Below are 14839 nucleotides of genomic sequence, written 5' to 3'. Positions count from 1 at the left end.
GGCTCCTCAGCGGGCGACGGTGCACATCTCGGCGGCGCCGAGAACCTGTAATGACAAGTAGTGTAGCGGCTCGACCCCGGAGGCGCCACGACATGATTTTCCGGGCGGCAGGCGCGAGGTCTTGTCTGTGTCGGAGCCAGGGCGCAGACTGTCCGCGAGGGCCCTCGCAGCGGGCCGCGGAGAGGATCTACGACATGGCACACGGCGACATCACGCATATCGACATCCCGGTCAGCGACATGGCCAGGGCAACGGCGTTCTACTCGGGGCTGTTCGGGTGGAACATCGCCGAGATGCCCGGCTTCGAGGGCTACCCGATGTGGCAGGCCCCGAACAACATCTCGGGCGGTGGCCTGGCTCCGCGCGACGACGGCTTCGAACAGCCGCGCTCCTATGTCGAAGTCGACTCCATCGATGACACCATCGTGGCGGCCGAGGCCGCCGGCGGGTCGGTCGCGAGGGCCAAGGCGCCGATCACCGAGACAAGCGCCTGGGCCGTGATCGTCGATCCGGACGGCAACCACATCGGACTGTTCGAGGGGGTCGTCGGGGGCTGACGCGATCGCCTACGACGTCTCTGGGGGCACGAAAAAGGGGGCCGTGACGCTGATGCGCCACGGCCCCCTCTCCTCAGATCGCTTCAGATCACTCCGCCGCGAGGTCGGCCACGGCGGTGTCGATCAGGTCGACGATCGCCGCCGGCTGGGAGGCCAGCGAGGCGTGGCTGGCGTCGAGCTCGATGGTCTTGCGCGGGTTCATCCGCGCGGCCATGCGACGCTCGTTGTCGGGGTCGATCATGCGGTCCTGCGTGGAGACCTGGTACCAGACCGGCTTGACCTTCCACGCCGGTGCGCTGACGGTGTCGCCGAAGGTCGACCCGACGGGCGCCTTCTGGGTGACCGCCATCGCGAACGCGTCCTCGTCGGACAGGTCCTGCGCGAAGCTCTCCTTGAACTTGTCCTGCGCGATCCACAGGTAGCCGTCGGAGTCCGGGGCGATGTTCGAGAACGCTGCCGGCGGGTGCTCCTGGCTGATCTGACCGGCGCTCTCACCGGCATCAGGGGCGAAAGCTGCGACGTAGACCAGGCCGACCACGTTGGGCAGGTCGCCGGCCTCGGTGATGACCTCGCCACCGTACGAGTGACCGACGAGCAGCACGGGGCCGTCGATCTGCTTGACCATCTGCTGCGTGCGCGCGGCGTCGTTCTGGAGCGACGTCAGGGGGTTCTCCACCGCGTGGATGTCGGTGTAGCCGCGGCGCTGCAGTTCGAGGATGACGCCTGCCCAGTGGGCTGCTCCACCCCAGAAACCGTGGACCAGAACGATTGCGGGCTTGTCTGCCATGTGTTTCCTCTCGATTCGACGGATTCGGATGGGATAAAAACCATGACTCGAAGGCGACAAAAACATGCCGATCCTGCAAAACTCACCGTCTCCGCGGGCAGAGATGGATGTGCTGTCCGAGGCCCTGCTGCACGCGCGGCTTCGTGGCGATCAGGCACGCGTGTATGGCCCGCCTGCGCCCTTCCACATCGCGTTTCCGGCCGGGGTGCCGCGCGTGCACTTCGCCGTGAGCGCGCCACTGCTCGTGCACCTCGACGGGCCCGCGCAGCCGATCCGGCTCGAGCCCGCCGACGTCGTGCTACTCGGCCGGGAGAGCGCGCACAGCATCGCCACTCCGGATGCCGCAGAGCCGCCGCGCGCCCTCTCGCCGGATGACGGGACCGCCGAGCATGGAGGGCACACGAGCTGGCTGACAGGCACCTTCCACGTCGAGGATGACACCGCGGCGCCGTTGCTCGCTGCGCTGCCGCCGCTCGTGCACCTTCCCGCCGCGGCGGAGGGTAACGAGTGGCAGCAGCTCAGTCTCGACCTGCTCCTCGCCGAGATCGGTAACGGGCGCCCCGGGTCGTGGATCATGACCTCCCGCATCCTCGACCTCGTCCTCGTCCATGCGCTACGTCAGTGGGCGGCATCCGATCAGGTCGAGCCGGGCTGGTTGGCGACGGTACTGGATGAACGCCTCGCCCCTGCGCTCTCGGCGATGCACCGCAACCTGGAGTACCCGTGGTCGGTGGCCGAGCTCGCCGAGCTGACCAGGCAAGCGCCGTCGACGTTCGCGCACCGATTCACCGAGGTCGTCGGGCAGACGCCCGCCGCGTACCTCACTGAGCGGCGCATGGCGAGCGCGGCGCGGATGCTGGAATCGACCGCGACACCGGTCGGCCGGGTTGCCACCGCGGTCGGCTACACCTCGGAACCTGCGTTCTCGCGGGCCTTCCGCCGACGATTCGGCCTGCCGCCGCTGGCCTGGCGCAAGCAGGCGCGCGAGCGATCGTAAGAGCGGGACCGGGTGGTCAGTTCAGTGGTAGCGCGGAGCGATACATGTCGCGGATCTCCTGATCGGTGAGCGCGCGCTTCCAGATGCCGGCCTTGCTGATATTGCCCTTCCAGTACCCGCCGCCGCTGCCCCAGCCGTTCACGCTGCCCACGGTCCAGTACATCGGTTCTGTGCCGTACGGGTAGCCCGCCGAGGCGCCCGCGAAGAACACCACCAGCTCGCCGTCGACGTACAGCTTCATGCCTGCCGTCGACAGCGACGCGGTTGCCATATGCCACTTCGCGTCGTCGTAGCGGTTCGGTGACGTGATGGTCTGCTGGGATGTGGTGAACACGCCGAACTTCACGCGCCCCTGGGAGTCCAGCCACATCTTGCGGTCGTTCAATCCGCCGAGCCCGGTCGGCAGGTTACTCATCCCGATCAGCCCCCGCTGGTTGGGCGTGGCCGTCGCGTCATTGCGGAACCACAGCGAGACAGTGAAGACATTCCACGCGTAGCCGGCGACGTTCGGGCCCGCCGCGTAGCCAGCGGCCCCGTCGAACCGCACTCCGGTGTCACCGTCGCGCCGGCAGGGCTGGGCCCCGCCGAAGGTGTAGTTCGCGGCGGCCGCTCCCATCACCGCATCCGTGCCCCCGGTCGCGTCGTCTGCCTGCGTCGAGCCGACGGCATCGGTGAACGGGTAATAGGCGAATGGCGATGTGGTCGTGGCTGACACCGCCATCGCCTGCGCGCAGGTGAACCACGGCGCCGCGTCGATGCCGCTGGCGACGCTGTTGGCCGTGGGGGAGTCGGAGAAGTACGCGAGCGTGTTCTGTGGGGCAGCGGTCGAGCCGAGCGCGAAGAGCGGCACGAGGGTGAGGGCGAGGAGAGCGGCCATCCGCCGCGCCGCCGTGCGGCCTGCGGCGATGCGGCGAGTGGGCGAGGTGTCGGCGGCGCGGGGTGCCGCGTCGTGCCGGGCATCCGCGTGTCGCTCCGGTGCTCGCCACCCCAGCGCGACGCAGGCGAGCAGCAGCGCAAGCCCCGCGGCGATGCCCCACGGTGACCCCGCCGCGTGCAGGAGATATCCGAGTCGCGGCACTGATGCGACGACCTCGTGCACGCTCGACACGGTGTAGGCCTCGGGGTCGGGCGAGTCGTTGGCATCGCCCTGGAGGTGAAGGACCGCGCCGGCGCCCAAGGGGGAGCGCGCCGGCGCGGAGTCGATGACGCGATGGGTGATCCGCACACCCGACGCGGAGACGACGCTGACCACGTCGCCGGTGGTGACCTCTGAGGCCGGCACGGTGCGCGCGAAGGCGACGTCGCCGGGGTTCAGGGCCGGGGCCATCGATCCGCTCAGCAGGACGAGCGGTGTGACGCCCAGCAGCACGAGGGCTGCGGTCCAGAGGATGCAGAGCGTGCCGAGGATGGCGCCCAGGGTGAGCACGGTCGAACGCAGGAGGGCGGGGATGCGGATCACGGCGCCCCCCTCTGCGTGCCGCGGACGATGATTGACAGCGTCGCCTTGGCGTCGCGGTAGGCGGCGGTGTTGTACGTCGTCGCCGCGGAATCCACCGACACGATCACGCAGTACGTCGTGGACGCGCCGACGGTCAACGGCACCTTGGTCGCATCGACCACGGTCGCCGTCGCCGCGCTCGTTCCGACGGCCTGGGCGGAACCGGCTGCGGTTCCGGTGCAGGTTCCGGTGCGGTAGTGCGAGGCCAGCGGCGTCGATGCCGAGCCGCCCGTGTTCGTGGGGGTGCCGCTGCGGTACACCTGCACGCGCAGCGCCGGGCCCAGCGCGCCGGACGTGTAGGCGCTCAGGCGCACATCCAGCGGGATGGTACTCACCCCGCCGTTGGAGACGGGCAGGGCGTAGGCCTGGCTTTCGCCGGGCAGCAGGTTGGTCACGCTCCACGTCATCGTCGTCGTGCCGTCGCGGTTGCCCTGTCCGGAAAGGGCGCCGTTCACCAGCACATCGAGCTGACCGGCGGTCACGGTGCCGGGCACCGCCGTCACGGTCGTCGACCACAGCGCCATCGTGCCGACGCTGCCGAGGCCCAGTGCAAGACCCAGGCTGAGCCACATCCGCGTGCGCCCTGACCGGCGTCGCCGGGCGGGCCTGACGTGCTCAGCCATGGGGTGCCTCGCGGGTTCTGCGGTCGCGGCGGCGCGCAAGGCCGAGCAGGATGGCGCCGGTCGCGGCTACGGTTGCGGCGACCACGAGGAGTGCGAGGCGGATGTCGCCGCCAGTCGGGATGAGCCCGCCCGCCTGCTGCGAGAGCGTCACGCGCACCTCGAACGCCAGATCCAGGATCTGGGTGAGATTGGGGGAGTCGCTCGGCAGCGTCACCCGCACCTCGACCGGTCGGACCCCGCCCGCGGCGACCGTGGCATCCGCGAGCTCCTCGGTCTGCGCGGCGTCGACGCTGCCCCACGGGCCGCCGTCCACTCGCGCCGATACCTCAAGGTCGCCGATCCGAACGAGTTCGTCGATGCGCGTGCTGACGAAGTCGACCTGCATCTCGGAGGGCATTCCGGAGTCGTTGCGCACGAAGAACTGCGCGACGCGGGTGTCGCCGGGCACCCAGCGCACCGAGTCATCGAAGAGCGGGCTCGGCAGTGTGGATGCCCAGGTGCGTCCGTCGCGGCTGACGGAGATGCCGTCGGCCGCGCTCGCGCCGGTGGCGCCGGCGAAGACCAGGGTGAGGGCACTCAGCATCACGGCGAGTGCGGCCACCAGGCGTCGACACATGAGTTCCCTCCCTCCGATGTCGATCGAGGTGTGCGTCAGGGTGAACGCGGGGGTGACAGCTCACTCTGACGTTCGCTGGGCGACGCGTCGTCGTCGGGCTGTGCGGAGCGGCGTCCGCGCCAGGCGGAGAAGAACATCCATGCGGCGTACCCGATGAGTCCCACGGCGATCGCGGTCACGATCCATTGGCGCTGTCCGCCCGTGAGCGCGGTCGAGACATAGCCGAGGTACGGCACCGCGTACCAGACCTCGCCACGGATCTGCACCGGAAGGCGCAGTTCTGCGTCGGGGGTGGCGTTCGCGTCGCCCTTGGTCTCGAACACCACATCGCCGTCGAGCTCGTAGGAGATCGCCGAGATGCGGTGGGTGACGACCGTGTCCTTGCCCGACTCGAGCTGCACGGTGACGACGTCACCGATCTGCAGATCGCCCGGATCGACAGGGCGGACCACCACCAGCGTCCCCGGCGGGTACGCCGGAGCCATCGAACCGGTGAGCACCGTGTAGGGGGTGGCGCCAGCCACGCGGGGCACCACGACGGCGACCAGCAGGACGGCGACCGCCCCCAGGATCACGAGCCACGCCAGGGTTCGACCGACGAAGGTCAGGACCGCGCGCATCAGACCCCGTCAGATCACGGGTTGGGGTTCTGCTGCGTCAGGGTGACGTTGAGGTTGTTCAGGGTCGCGGCCCACGACTGCGTCGCGTTGGCGTTGATCGCCGTCGCATCCCCGTACGGGAAGGTGACCGTGAACGTCGCCGTCAGCTTCTTGCCGTCGTCGCCGTCGGTGACGAGCTCGCCGTCCACGATGGCCGCGGTACCGACCGTGTACGTGGTGTCCACGGTCGCCTGGCCCGTGGCCGGTGCCGTGCCATTGAGGGTCAGGGTGGCGGGCGCGGTGAGCTTGGCGGCGAGGTTGTCGCCCTTGGCGACGATGGTGTAGTCGCAGGACTTCGTGACCACGTCGCCGGGAACCCAGTTGGTCACCGTGCCAGAGTTGGCGGTGCCACCGGCGTAGGTCCAGTCGGTGCAGGTGCCGGGGGTCAGCTTGAGTTCACCCGCGGTGATGGTGCCGCCGGCGATGTCGACGCTCGCGGTCCAGTAGGCGAGCGTGGTGCCGCCGCCGAGCAGCAGGACTGCGGCCGCGGCTGCGGCGATGGCGCCCTTGGTTGACTTCTTCATGTCTGACCTCCCATTTTTCGCGCGCACACACATCGATCTGCGCATGACGACGCGGACTCTGCGTGCGGCTCCCATACCGGTCACGCAAGCACGGAGGCAGATCTCCGTATCCCGAGTCGAAGTGTAACCAGAATTCCTGCATATCGGAATACTGGACAGGGGAAGGGCGTCAGGGACGCTGAGCCATCAGGTACGCGCGCGACGCGGCGATCAGGCCTGCGCGCGACGCGCCCGATACGCGGCCACGGCGTTGCGGTTCGCACATGTGGTGGAGCAGTAGCGCTTGGAGCGGTTGCGGGAGAGGTCGAGGGCGATCGCCTCGCAGTCGGCGTCGGCGCACACGCTGAGGCGGCTGCCCTCGTCGATGCGGATCACGTCGACAAGCGCCATCGCGGTCTCGATGAGGATCCTCTCGGCGAGCGGGCGGTCATCCGTCACCGCGTGCAGGTGCCAGTCCAGGCCGTCGTGGCGCGCCAGTCGGGGCTGGATCTCACTGTCGGCCAGCGCACTGTTGACATGCGTTGCCATCTCATCGCGCGGCGCGAGCAGCATTGCTCGCAGGCGTGGCCGCAGAGCGCGCAGCGCCGTGAGCTCGGCATCGTCGCGGTCGAGGCGCCCGCTATAGGGGTGCGCCAGGAGGAAGGCATCGAGATCTGCGCGGGTGGCGAGGGAGTCGGGATCCTCGGCGGTGTTCGCGAGCGCGACTGACGAGGTCAGTGCCTCCTCCGTGTCACTGGTGAAGATCATGTTGACATCTTACATTGCCGCGCCTTAGTGTCATCGGTAATGGATGCTATGACTCATGACAGGCCGCATTCGCGGGTCGGTGCCGGGCTGCTCGTCGCGCTCGCCGCCGCGTTCTCGTTCGGCATGTCAGGCGCCTGGGCTCGCGGACTCATCGACGCAGGGTGGACGCCCGGCGCCGCCGTCACCGCCCGCGTCTGGGTCGCCGCACTCGTGCTGCTCGTCCCGACGTTGATCGCGCTCCGCGGCCGGTGGGGTCTCGTACGCCGCAACCTCGGCATGATCGCCGTCTACGGGCTGCTCGCCGTGGCTGCCACCCAGCTGTTCTACTTCCAGGCGGTCGCGGTGATGGACGTCGGCCTGGCGCTGCTCATCGAGTACACGGCCCCGGTCGCCGTGGTGCTGTGGTTGTGGATGCGCCGGGGCGAGAAGCCGACCGGGCGCAGCATCCTCGGCGCGGCCATCGCCTTCGTCGGACTCGTGCTCATGCTCGACATCCTCACCGGTGCCCGGGTCGACCTCGGGGGCATCCTCTGGGCGCTCGGCGCCATGATCGGCGCCGCCACCTACTTCGTGCTCTCCGGCCGGAGCGACACCGGCCTGCCGCCGATCGCTCTTGCCGGCCTCGGCCTCCTGCTCGGGGCTCTGGGCTTCACCGTCGCCGGGCTCACCGGCATCCTTCCGATGGCGTGGACGACCGCCGACGTCGCCTACCGTTTCGGCACCGTGCCGTGGTTCGTGCCCGTGCTCGCGATGGGCGTCATCGCCACGGCCGTCGCCTACACACTCGGCATCGCTTCGACGCGGATGCTGGGCTCCCGCCTGGCGTCGTTCGTCGCACTCGCGGAAGTCGTCGCCGCGCTGCTGTTCGGCTGGCTGCTGCTCGGGCAGCTGCCGAACGCCGTGCAGGCGATCGGAGGAGTGCTCGTGCTGGCCGGCGTCGTGCTGGTCAAGCTGGGCGAACCCGCACAGGCAGCGGATCCGGTGGTGGAACCGGTGCCCGCGGCTCGCATCGGCTAGCGGCGGTCAGTGCCTGGGTCGACGCCGCGCAGCGCGGGCAGATCGCGGAAGGGCTTCTCGATGCCGCGGAGACGGATGCCGCTCATCGTCGCTCCTTCGATGTCGCCTCATCCACGGCCTGGATGAGGCGGGCGCGCTCCTTGTCGATCCAGCGGCTTCCGCCGTAAGCCTGCGCGAACGTCTCGGCGAACTCCACCGGGTCATCGCCCACGATCCCGGCGATCGGGGTGCCGTCCACGGCCGCGCGCTCCCACAGGTCGGTGATGTCGACGAACATATGCACGGTCGTCTCGCCGTCGGTCACCCCGCCGTAGTACGTGAGGTAGCGGGTGACGGCCTTGGCGGCGGTGAGGTACGGCTCGGGCAGCGCGTCCAGGCGCGCCTTCGCCTCGCGGTACTGCTTCTTCTGCTCGAGTGAGCCGGTGAGGGCCTCGATCCACTTGGCGGCCATGTCAGTTCTCTCCTTCGGTGGTGGTGTCTGTGGTGTGCAGTTCGCCGATGCGGTCGGCGAGGAAGCCCCAGGTCTTCCAGAACTCGGCGAGCTCGACCCGGCCCTGGGCGTTCAGTGAGTACACCTTGCGCGGCGGCCCCTTCTCACTCGGCACCTTCTCGACGTCGACGAGGCCCTTCTGCTCGATCCGTACGAGCAGGGCGTACACGGTGCCCTCCGCGATCTCGGTGAAGCCGCGCTCACGCAGCTGCGCGGTGATCTCGTAGCCGTAGGCCGGCGCGCCCACCAGCAGTGCCAGCACGATGCCCTCGAGCGTGCCTTTGAGCATCTCGGTCATCTGTCTGCCCATACGGACCCCCTCAGTACTCAGTGACAATGACTACCAGTACATAGTAACGCTGAGTACTGAGAATGCAAGGGGTGGGTCTTTCTCCCCATCGCCGGCTTTTCGGCTGGCGTCTAGGCTGACCGGCAGGGCCGAAGGAGGGGATCGCGCATGACGGATGGGGTAGACATCCCGCTGCAATCGATGAGCGAGCTGAGCGAGTCTCTGCGCGTCATCATCGCGGAGTTCGACGAGGCGGGGGCGGGCTCGCGCACCGGCGGACTGGTCGATGCGATCGACCGCCCGATGGGAGATTCCCGGCTGAGCAGGGCAGCAGATGAGTTCGAGTCAGCGTGGGATGACAAGCGCGAGACGCTGCGGCAGGACCTCGAAGAGATGAAGAAGCGCATCGACGATGCGCGCGAGGGGTGGCAGGAAGCCGACCTGGAGCTTGCCCGCAGCCTGGAGCCGAAGCAATGACCGAGAACTCGTATCTGTACTCCCGCGAGACGATGCCGAACACTCCGGGCGGGCGCGAGGTGCGCGAGATCGCTGGGAATCCCGACGCGATCATCCGGCACGCAGCCGACATCGAGCGCCTCGGCGAGAAAATGGCGCGCGCGGCACGCACACTGCAGCTCTTCGCGGACGGAACCGTCGGCAAAGGAAAGTCGTTCGAAGCCATTCGCGATCAGGCGAAAGAAGTGCACGCCGACCTCGCCACGGCCGCTGATCGCTACCTGCCCAGCGGCGAGGCGCTCGCCGCGTATGGGCACGCGTTGAGCACGGCGCAGTCGAGCACCGGCTGGCGGGTCAGCGGCGCGGAGCGCACCTGGGAAGACGTGCGTTCGGCATCCCAGGCGCTCAGCGGAGCATCCTCCGACCTGGAGGAATGGGAGCGCAACGAGCGTCAGGACATCGAACAGACGGGCACGGCGCCCACGACAGCGGCGGAGCAGTCGGCCTTCGACACGGCCGTCGAGAACTGGGAGTACTACTGGAGCGCCTATGACGCCCCGGCAGAGACCTGGGAGAACGCCTACGACCGCGCATGCGACGGTCTCGAGAAAGTGAACGAGGACGGTGTCTCGGACGGCTTCTGGGACAACACGATGCCCTTCGTCGAGGGCATGCTCGTGGTGCTGATGTACGTCGGCATCGCCCTGCTGGTCGTGGCCTTCTTCGTCACCGGCCCGCTGGCACTGCTCGCCGGAGTTCTCGCAGCCGTCGCCGGCGTGCTCAGCCTGCTGGGCGAGCTGGCGAAGCTCAGCGCGGGTCGAGGCGACTGGGGCAGTGTCGCGCTCGCCGCCGTCGGCATCATCCCTTTCGGCAAGCTCGCGAAGTTCGCCACCTTCGTCAACCCCGGCAAGTTCCCGAAGATCGCCGCGGTGTTCCGGATCGCCGGGGACGACTTCGCGCAGTACAGCGGCAAGCTTGATGACTTCGTGCGCGGCAAGGTTCCGGGAATCTTCGACGGTGCGCACGGCCTGAACTCGCAGAACCTCATGCGCATGCTCTACACACCGAGCTTCCTCGCACAGGGCAACAAGTGGGTGGGTGGCTGGGCCGACGGCTGGCGCGCGCTCGCCGGGAACCCGACAAACCTCGCGGAGGCGCTCGGCGGAACGGTCGACGTGTACACCGATGTCGTCGGCATCCTCAAGGACGCGAATGAGAAGTTCGCGTAGCCCGTTAGGCTCGACGTTCACGGCATCCGCCACCGGCACACGGGGAGACTGACATGTCATTGCGCGCCGAACTCATCGACGCGGCGGGAGGGATGCCTGCGTTCGCCGTGCTGCTGCCGGCTGGGTGGGAGGCGACGGATGCCTCGTTCAGCACCATGCGCCCGAAACTCGACGCGACGCTGGATCAGCTTCCCGCCGACCGACGTGCCGTACTGCGCTCCCGGATCGAGGAGATGCTGGCAACGGCGCGTGCCGAGGCGGCGCGCGCCGACGTGGTGCGCATGTTCGCGCCCGCCGCTGTCGCGCCCGAGGACTACATCCCGGTCAGCCTTGTCGCCTCGTGGTTGCGTGCGCCGGCCGGCGGGTCGCTGCAGGATCTCGGGGCCGGACTCATCGCGCATCGCGGCGCGGCCGCACTCGACGCGGGTGGGACGATCCTGCGGTGGGCGATGGATGAGAAGGCGACCATCGAGGGCGGCGAGGTGCAGATCACCGGCTCCGGCTACCTGCTCCCGGTTCCGGGACACCCGGCCGTGGGGCTCATGTTCCGCTCGCAGATCCTGCGCGGCGTTGACGACGCGGTTGTGCCCGACGAAGGCGAGCAAGCCATGGCGCTCCTGTGCGACGCGATCGTGGCCAGTGTCAGGTGGCGACGTGGCTGAGCTGGTGATGGCGCCGAACCCTGCGGTGTGGCAGGTCGTGCCGGGCCTCAGCGACGCAGCCGCCTGGTACGAGCGGCAGATCGCGGCCGCTCCAGAGGCCGCGCGCGAGGCCGTCGCCGGGGCATCCGCACTTGCCCTGCGCGCCAGGCTCGACACAGAACTCAGCCAGGTCTTGCTGCTGTGCGACCCGCCGGCCGAGCTGTACGCCATGCTCGGTATTGCCGCACTCGATGGTGTCCCGGCGCCAGAGACCGCGGCGGGCGCGGTCGGGGTGGCCGAGTCGCTCGTGGCCTCGCCGTGGCCGGCCGAGGCGTTGCCCTTCGACCTCGACGGTGTGCGCGGGTGGCGGGTCACGATTCTTGACGAGCAGGACGCGGGCGGCGACGATCAGGTGGCCCTGCCGCAGACGGTCTCGAGCGTGTACGTCATGTCGGTCGATGGCCGGTGCGTGGTGGCGACGCTGTCATCGTTGCCGCCGCTGGCCGCGGCCGTGGTGCAGGTGCTGGCCGAACAGGTCATCGCGACCTTTGGCGTCGAAGAGGATGCACGGTGACGGACGAGCACGCAGCACAGGCTGCGCGGGTGCGTTCTGCCCTTCCACCGAACCGTGCACACGTCGACCCCAAGGAGGTCGAACGGGTGGTCTTCGCCGAGGTCGGGCATCGTGATCTCGGCCTCGCGCTCTGGACGGATGCGGGGAATGCGGCGACGCAGGCATGGCGCACCTGTCGTCAGAGGATGCGTGCGCGATACGGCGCTCGGAGCCCGCACGGCGGGTGGTTGACGTTCGTGCTGTTCGCCGCCGTCTTGGTGGGCGCTTTCGCGGCCGGCGTCGCGAGTGGATTTCGCACCGACCCCACGCAGACGGTGGGCATCCTCATCGCTCTCGTGATCACGGCCGCGGCCGCAGACCTCCTGGCTCTGCTCGTCGCGGGGCCACGTCCGTTGAACTGGGCGGCGATCCGGATGCAGATCGCCGTCGCCGTCACCCTGCTCGCCGCGACCGCGTTCCAGCTCTCGCGGCCGGCGAACGCCGCCACACCGTTCGTGCTGTCCGGCGCCGCGATCGCCGTCGCGGGCGTGGTCGTGGTGTTCAGCGTGCGCGCGATGAAGCCGGAGGAGCGAGTGGCGATCGACAATGCGATCAACATCGCGACGGAGCAGATGCAGCCCGAAGTGGATGCGATCGGCCAGCGGCTGCAGTCAGAGGTCCTGGCGCAGCTGAGCAAGGCCGATCAGGATCGCATCGTGTCGCTGCGGACGGTGACGCTGGCTGATCTCGCCGACGAAGGTCTCGTCTTCGAACCCGTCCCGCAGGGGACGCCGGCCGGGGGCGTGATCATCGCCGCACAGCTGTCCACCTGGAATCCCCACGCGCAGCAAGGAGCGTGAGCCTGGCGGGTTGAATGCATACCTAAAGGGTCATTCTGCCGGATGAGGTGCAGCGCCGAGTCGATTATGTATACACTGAGGGCATGAGCATCGCCGCGGAACGCCTCACTGCAAGTGATCGCGCGTACGCGGAACTGCTCGACGGCATACAGTCGGGCGCGCTTCCGGCCGGGTTCGTGCTCGCCGAGGTAGAGCAGGCCGCGCGCCTCGGGATCAGCCGCACCCCCCTGCGTGAGGCCTTGCGCCGCCTCGCCGCCGAGGGCCTCGTCGTGCAGCAGTCGCCCCGCGTCACCGTGGTCGCTGACCTCGACGCCGCCGACATCCGTGCGTTGTTCGAGATTCGCCGGGCGCTGGAAGAGACGTCCGCGCGTCTGGCCGCCGCACGCGGCGACCGCAGCGTCTTCGCCGCTCTCGCCGACCAGTTCGCCGTCGTCGACCTGCAGGATGCTGCCGGCCGTGACGCCTACTACGCGCTCATCGCCCGGCTCGACGCCGAACTGGATGCCGCGGTCGGCAACGACTACATCGCCTCTGCCTTGCGTACCGTGCGCACGCACCTCGTGCGTGTGCGGCGCATGGCCCGCGACAAGCCCGAGCGACTCGCGGCATCCGCCGCCGAACACCGACTGATCGCCCGTGCCCTGGCATCCGGCGACGCCGACCTCGCCGCCCACGCCACCCATGTGCACCTGCATAACGCGCTGGACAGCATCCTCGACTCCCTCACCGACCTCCCGACCGACAGCGAAGGACACTCCTCATGACCGTCAGCCACCACGTCCGCGTCTACCCGAGCTCCGAGCCGCTGCCCCGCGAGGAGCAGCTCGCATGGAAGATCGCCGAGGTCGCCGCCGACCCCGTGGCCGTGGAGCCCGAGGTCGTGGAGATGATCATCAACCGCATCATCGACAACGCGTCGGTCGCAGCGGCATCCCTCACCCGCGCCCCCATCGTCGCCGCCCGCGGGCAGGCCTTCAGCCACCCCGTCTCCCGCGGAGGACAGGGTGCGACCGTCTTCGGCGCCCCGCTCGACGAGCGCACCAGCCCCGAATGGGCGGCCTGGGCGAACGGCGTGGCCGTGCGCGAACTCGACTACCACGACACCTTCCTCGCCGCCGAGTACTCGCACCCCGGCGACAACATCCCTGCGATTCTCGCCGTCGCCCAGCACACCGGCAAGGATGGCCAGGCGCTGGTGCGCGGCATCGCCACCGGATACGAGATCCAGGTCGACCTGGTCAAGGCGATCAGCCTGCACAAGCACAAGATCGACCACGTCGCCCACCTCGGCCCGTCGGCCGCGGCCGGCATCGGCACTCTGCTCGACCTCGACGTCGAGACCATCTACCAGGCGGTCGGCCAGGCGCTGCACACCACCACCGCCACACGGCAGAGCCGCAAGGGCGAGATCTCGACGTGGAAGGCGCACGCCCCCGCGTTCGCCGGCAAGATGGCGGTCGAGGCCGTCGACCGCGCCATGCGCGGACAGACCTCGCCCTCGCCGATCTATGAAGGTGAAGACGGCGTGATCGCGTGGATGCTCGACGGCAAGGATGCCTCGTACGACGTGCCGCTGCCCGCCGCCGGCGAGGCCAAGCGCGGCATCCTCGACACCTACACCAAGGAGCACTCGGCCGAGTACCAGGCGCAGGCGATCATCGACCTCGCCCGCCGCCTCGGCACCGAGAACCCGGCCCTGCGCGACCCCGAGAACATCGTCTCGATCGTGCTGCACACCAGTCACCACACCCACAACGTGATCGGTTCGGGCGCGAACGACCCCCAGAAGTACGACCCCACCGCGTCGCGGGAGACCCTCGACCACTCCGTGCCGTACATCTTCACCGTCGCCCTGCAGGACGGCGCCTGGCATCACGTCGACTCCTACGCGCCCGAGCGCGCCGCCCGCCCCGACACCGTCGCGCTGTGGCACAAGGTCACCACCGCGGAGGATGCGGAGTGGACCCGTCGCTACCACTCCACCGATCCGGCGGAGAAGGCCTTCGGCGGCCGGGTGGAGATCACCCTCGCCGACGGCACCACCGTCACCGACGAGATCGCGGTCGCCGACGCCCACCCGCTCGGTGCGCGGCCCTTCGCCCGCGAGGACTACATCCGTAAGTTCCGCATCCTGGCCGAACCCGTGCTCGAGCCCGCCGAGATCGAGCGCTTCCTCACGCTCGTCCAGCGCCTGCCCGAGCTCACCGCCGCCGAGGTCGAAGAGCTGTCGATCATCGCGGCGCCCGGGGTGCTGGCATCCACCGACGCCGCCGCCCGCCCAGGCCTGTTCTGAGGA

General features: G+C 69.1%; 19 protein-coding genes. 10 read left to right on the top strand and 9 right to left on the bottom strand.

The genetic code is table 11. The features are described from left to right. The first annotated feature begins 194 nt into the window (after window positions 1–194). Window positions 195–557, top strand: coding sequence for a VOC family protein (locus tag WDU93_RS01615; protein ID WP_337316682.1), 363 nt, complete (start codon window positions 195–197; stop codon window positions 555–557). An 88-nt stretch (window positions 558–645) separates the two neighbouring features. Here WDU93_RS01615 and WDU93_RS01610 read toward each other — a convergent pair whose 3' ends face one another. Then, entirely contained in the window at window positions 646–1344 is a 699-nt protein-coding gene (locus tag WDU93_RS01610) for an alpha/beta hydrolase (RefSeq protein ID WP_337316680.1), read from the bottom strand. 64 nt (window positions 1345–1408) lie between these two features. Between WDU93_RS01610 and WDU93_RS01605 the strand changes: the two genes are divergently transcribed. Continuing rightward, on the top strand, window positions 1409–2341 hold the full coding sequence (locus tag WDU93_RS01605) for an AraC family transcriptional regulator (RefSeq protein ID WP_337316678.1): 933 nt from the start codon (window positions 1409–1411) through the stop codon (window positions 2339–2341). Window positions 2342–2357: 16 nt separating this feature from the next. On the opposite strand, the gene WDU93_RS01600 is transcribed toward WDU93_RS01605, so the two are convergent. The 6 genes from WDU93_RS01600 to WDU93_RS01575 form a co-directional block, all read right to left on the bottom strand. Further along, window positions 2358–3800, bottom strand: a complete 1443-nt coding sequence (locus tag WDU93_RS01600) for a LamG-like jellyroll fold domain-containing protein (RefSeq protein ID WP_337316676.1) — start codon at window positions 3798–3800, stop codon at window positions 2358–2360. After that, on the bottom strand, window positions 3797–4462 hold the full coding sequence (locus WDU93_RS01595) for a SipW-dependent-type signal peptide-containing protein (RefSeq protein WP_337316674.1): 666 nt from the start codon (window positions 4460–4462) through the stop codon (window positions 3797–3799). The genes WDU93_RS01600 and WDU93_RS01595 overlap by 4 nt, the downstream gene beginning before the upstream one ends. Further along, window positions 4455–5078, bottom strand: a complete 624-nt coding sequence (locus tag WDU93_RS01590) for a hypothetical protein (protein WP_337316672.1) — start codon at window positions 5076–5078, stop codon at window positions 4455–4457. Before WDU93_RS01590 ends, WDU93_RS01595 begins: the two co-directional genes overlap by 8 nt. A gap of 35 nt (window positions 5079–5113) precedes the next feature. After that, entirely contained in the window at window positions 5114–5698 is a 585-nt protein-coding gene (locus WDU93_RS01585) for a signal peptidase I (protein ID WP_337316670.1), read from the bottom strand. 14 nt (window positions 5699–5712) lie between these two features. Beyond that, entirely contained in the window at window positions 5713–6261 is a 549-nt protein-coding gene (locus tag WDU93_RS01580) for an alternate-type signal peptide domain-containing protein (RefSeq protein WP_337316668.1), read from the bottom strand. 210 nt (window positions 6262–6471) lie between these two features. Continuing rightward, complete coding sequence (locus WDU93_RS01575; protein WP_337316666.1) at window positions 6472–7008, bottom strand: CGNR zinc finger domain-containing protein; 537 nt, start codon at window positions 7006–7008, stop codon at window positions 6472–6474. A gap of 48 nt (window positions 7009–7056) precedes the next feature. On the opposite strand from WDU93_RS01575, the gene WDU93_RS01570 reads away from it, so the two are divergent. Then, on the top strand, window positions 7057–8025 hold the full coding sequence (locus tag WDU93_RS01570; protein WP_337316664.1) for an EamA family transporter: 969 nt from the start codon (window positions 7057–7059) through the stop codon (window positions 8023–8025). A gap of 82 nt (window positions 8026–8107) precedes the next feature. Here the strand turns inward: WDU93_RS01570 and WDU93_RS01565 are convergent, their stop codons facing one another. Next, entirely contained in the window at window positions 8108–8476 is a 369-nt protein-coding gene (locus tag WDU93_RS01565; protein ID WP_337316662.1) for a DUF1048 domain-containing protein, read from the bottom strand. 1 nt (window position 8477) lies between these two features. Continuing rightward, complete coding sequence (locus tag WDU93_RS01560) at window positions 8478–8825, bottom strand: PadR family transcriptional regulator (protein ID WP_337316660.1); 348 nt, start codon at window positions 8823–8825, stop codon at window positions 8478–8480. Between the two features lie 147 nt (window positions 8826–8972). Here WDU93_RS01560 and WDU93_RS01555 point away from each other — a divergent pair, with 147 nt between their 5' ends. From WDU93_RS01555 to WDU93_RS01525, 7 genes are all read left to right on the top strand, one after another. Continuing rightward, the gene (locus WDU93_RS01555; RefSeq protein WP_337316658.1) at window positions 8973–9281 is read left to right on the top strand and encodes a hypothetical protein; all 309 of its coding nucleotides are present in this window, start codon (window positions 8973–8975) and stop codon (window positions 9279–9281) included. Then, complete coding sequence (locus WDU93_RS01550; RefSeq protein ID WP_337316656.1) at window positions 9278–10489, top strand: hypothetical protein; 1212 nt, start codon at window positions 9278–9280, stop codon at window positions 10487–10489. The genes WDU93_RS01555 and WDU93_RS01550 overlap by 4 nt, the downstream gene beginning before the upstream one ends. Before the next feature lie 53 nt (window positions 10490–10542). Continuing rightward, the gene (locus WDU93_RS01545) at window positions 10543–11151 is read left to right on the top strand and encodes a hypothetical protein (RefSeq protein ID WP_337316654.1); all 609 of its coding nucleotides are present in this window, start codon (window positions 10543–10545) and stop codon (window positions 11149–11151) included. After that, entirely contained in the window at window positions 11144–11704 is a 561-nt protein-coding gene (locus WDU93_RS01540; protein WP_337316652.1) for a hypothetical protein, read from the top strand. Before WDU93_RS01545 ends, WDU93_RS01540 begins: the two co-directional genes overlap by 8 nt. Beyond that, on the top strand, window positions 11701–12543 hold the full coding sequence (locus tag WDU93_RS01535; protein WP_337316650.1) for a hypothetical protein: 843 nt from the start codon (window positions 11701–11703) through the stop codon (window positions 12541–12543). The genes WDU93_RS01540 and WDU93_RS01535 overlap by 4 nt, the downstream gene beginning before the upstream one ends. 83 nt (window positions 12544–12626) lie before the next feature. Beyond that, entirely contained in the window at window positions 12627–13307 is a 681-nt protein-coding gene (locus tag WDU93_RS01530; RefSeq protein WP_337316648.1) for a GntR family transcriptional regulator, read from the top strand. After that, window positions 13304–14836, top strand: coding sequence for an MmgE/PrpD family protein (locus WDU93_RS01525; RefSeq protein ID WP_337316646.1), 1533 nt, complete (start codon window positions 13304–13306; stop codon window positions 14834–14836). The genes WDU93_RS01530 and WDU93_RS01525 overlap by 4 nt, the downstream gene beginning before the upstream one ends. The last annotated feature ends 3 nt before the right edge of the window (window positions 14837–14839 follow it).

The sequence above is a fragment of the Microbacterium istanbulense genome, assembly GCF_037204145.1.
GTDB classification, from domain to species: Bacteria; Actinomycetota; Actinomycetes; order Actinomycetales; family Microbacteriaceae; genus Microbacterium; species Microbacterium istanbulense.
This window is presented reverse-complemented; position numbering and strand designations above follow the sequence as displayed.

Bases quoted from the DNA above. Each gene is read 5' to 3' on its own strand.
- WDU93_RS01555 (WP_337316658.1), top strand. From the start codon at position 8,973: ATGACGGATGGGGTAGACATCCCGCTGCAATCGATGAGCGAGCTGAGC.
- WDU93_RS01545 (WP_337316654.1), top strand. From the start codon at position 10,543: ATGTCATTGCGCGCCGAACTCATCGACGCGGCGGGAGGGATGCCTGCG.
- WDU93_RS01585 (WP_337316670.1), bottom strand. From the start codon at position 5,698: ATGCGCGCGGTCCTGACCTTCGTCGGTCGAACCCTGGCGTGGCTCGTG.
- WDU93_RS01530 (WP_337316648.1), top strand. From the start codon at position 12,627: ATGAGCATCGCCGCGGAACGCCTCACTGCAAGTGATCGCGCGTACGCG.
- WDU93_RS01610 (WP_337316680.1), bottom strand. From the start codon at position 1,344: ATGGCAGACAAGCCCGCAATCGTTCTGGTCCACGGTTTCTGGGGTGGA.
- WDU93_RS01590 (WP_337316672.1), bottom strand. From the start codon at position 5,078: ATGTGTCGACGCCTGGTGGCCGCACTCGCCGTGATGCTGAGTGCCCTC.
- WDU93_RS01580 (WP_337316668.1), bottom strand. From the start codon at position 6,261: ATGAAGAAGTCAACCAAGGGCGCCATCGCCGCAGCCGCGGCCGCAGTC.
- WDU93_RS01615 (WP_337316682.1), top strand. From the start codon at position 195: ATGGCACACGGCGACATCACGCATATCGACATCCCGGTCAGCGACATG.
- WDU93_RS01570 (WP_337316664.1), top strand. From the start codon at position 7,057: ATGACTCATGACAGGCCGCATTCGCGGGTCGGTGCCGGGCTGCTCGTC.
- WDU93_RS01605 (WP_337316678.1), top strand. From the start codon at position 1,409: ATGCCGATCCTGCAAAACTCACCGTCTCCGCGGGCAGAGATGGATGTG.
- WDU93_RS01560 (WP_337316660.1), bottom strand. From the start codon at position 8,825: ATGGGCAGACAGATGACCGAGATGCTCAAAGGCACGCTCGAGGGCATC.
- WDU93_RS01575 (WP_337316666.1), bottom strand. From the start codon at position 7,008: ATGATCTTCACCAGTGACACGGAGGAGGCACTGACCTCGTCAGTCGCG.
- WDU93_RS01525 (WP_337316646.1), top strand. From the start codon at position 13,304: ATGACCGTCAGCCACCACGTCCGCGTCTACCCGAGCTCCGAGCCGCTG.
- WDU93_RS01550 (WP_337316656.1), top strand. From the start codon at position 9,278: ATGACCGAGAACTCGTATCTGTACTCCCGCGAGACGATGCCGAACACT.
- WDU93_RS01565 (WP_337316662.1), bottom strand. From the start codon at position 8,476: ATGGCCGCCAAGTGGATCGAGGCCCTCACCGGCTCACTCGAGCAGAAG.
- WDU93_RS01595 (WP_337316674.1), bottom strand. From the start codon at position 4,462: ATGGCTGAGCACGTCAGGCCCGCCCGGCGACGCCGGTCAGGGCGCACG.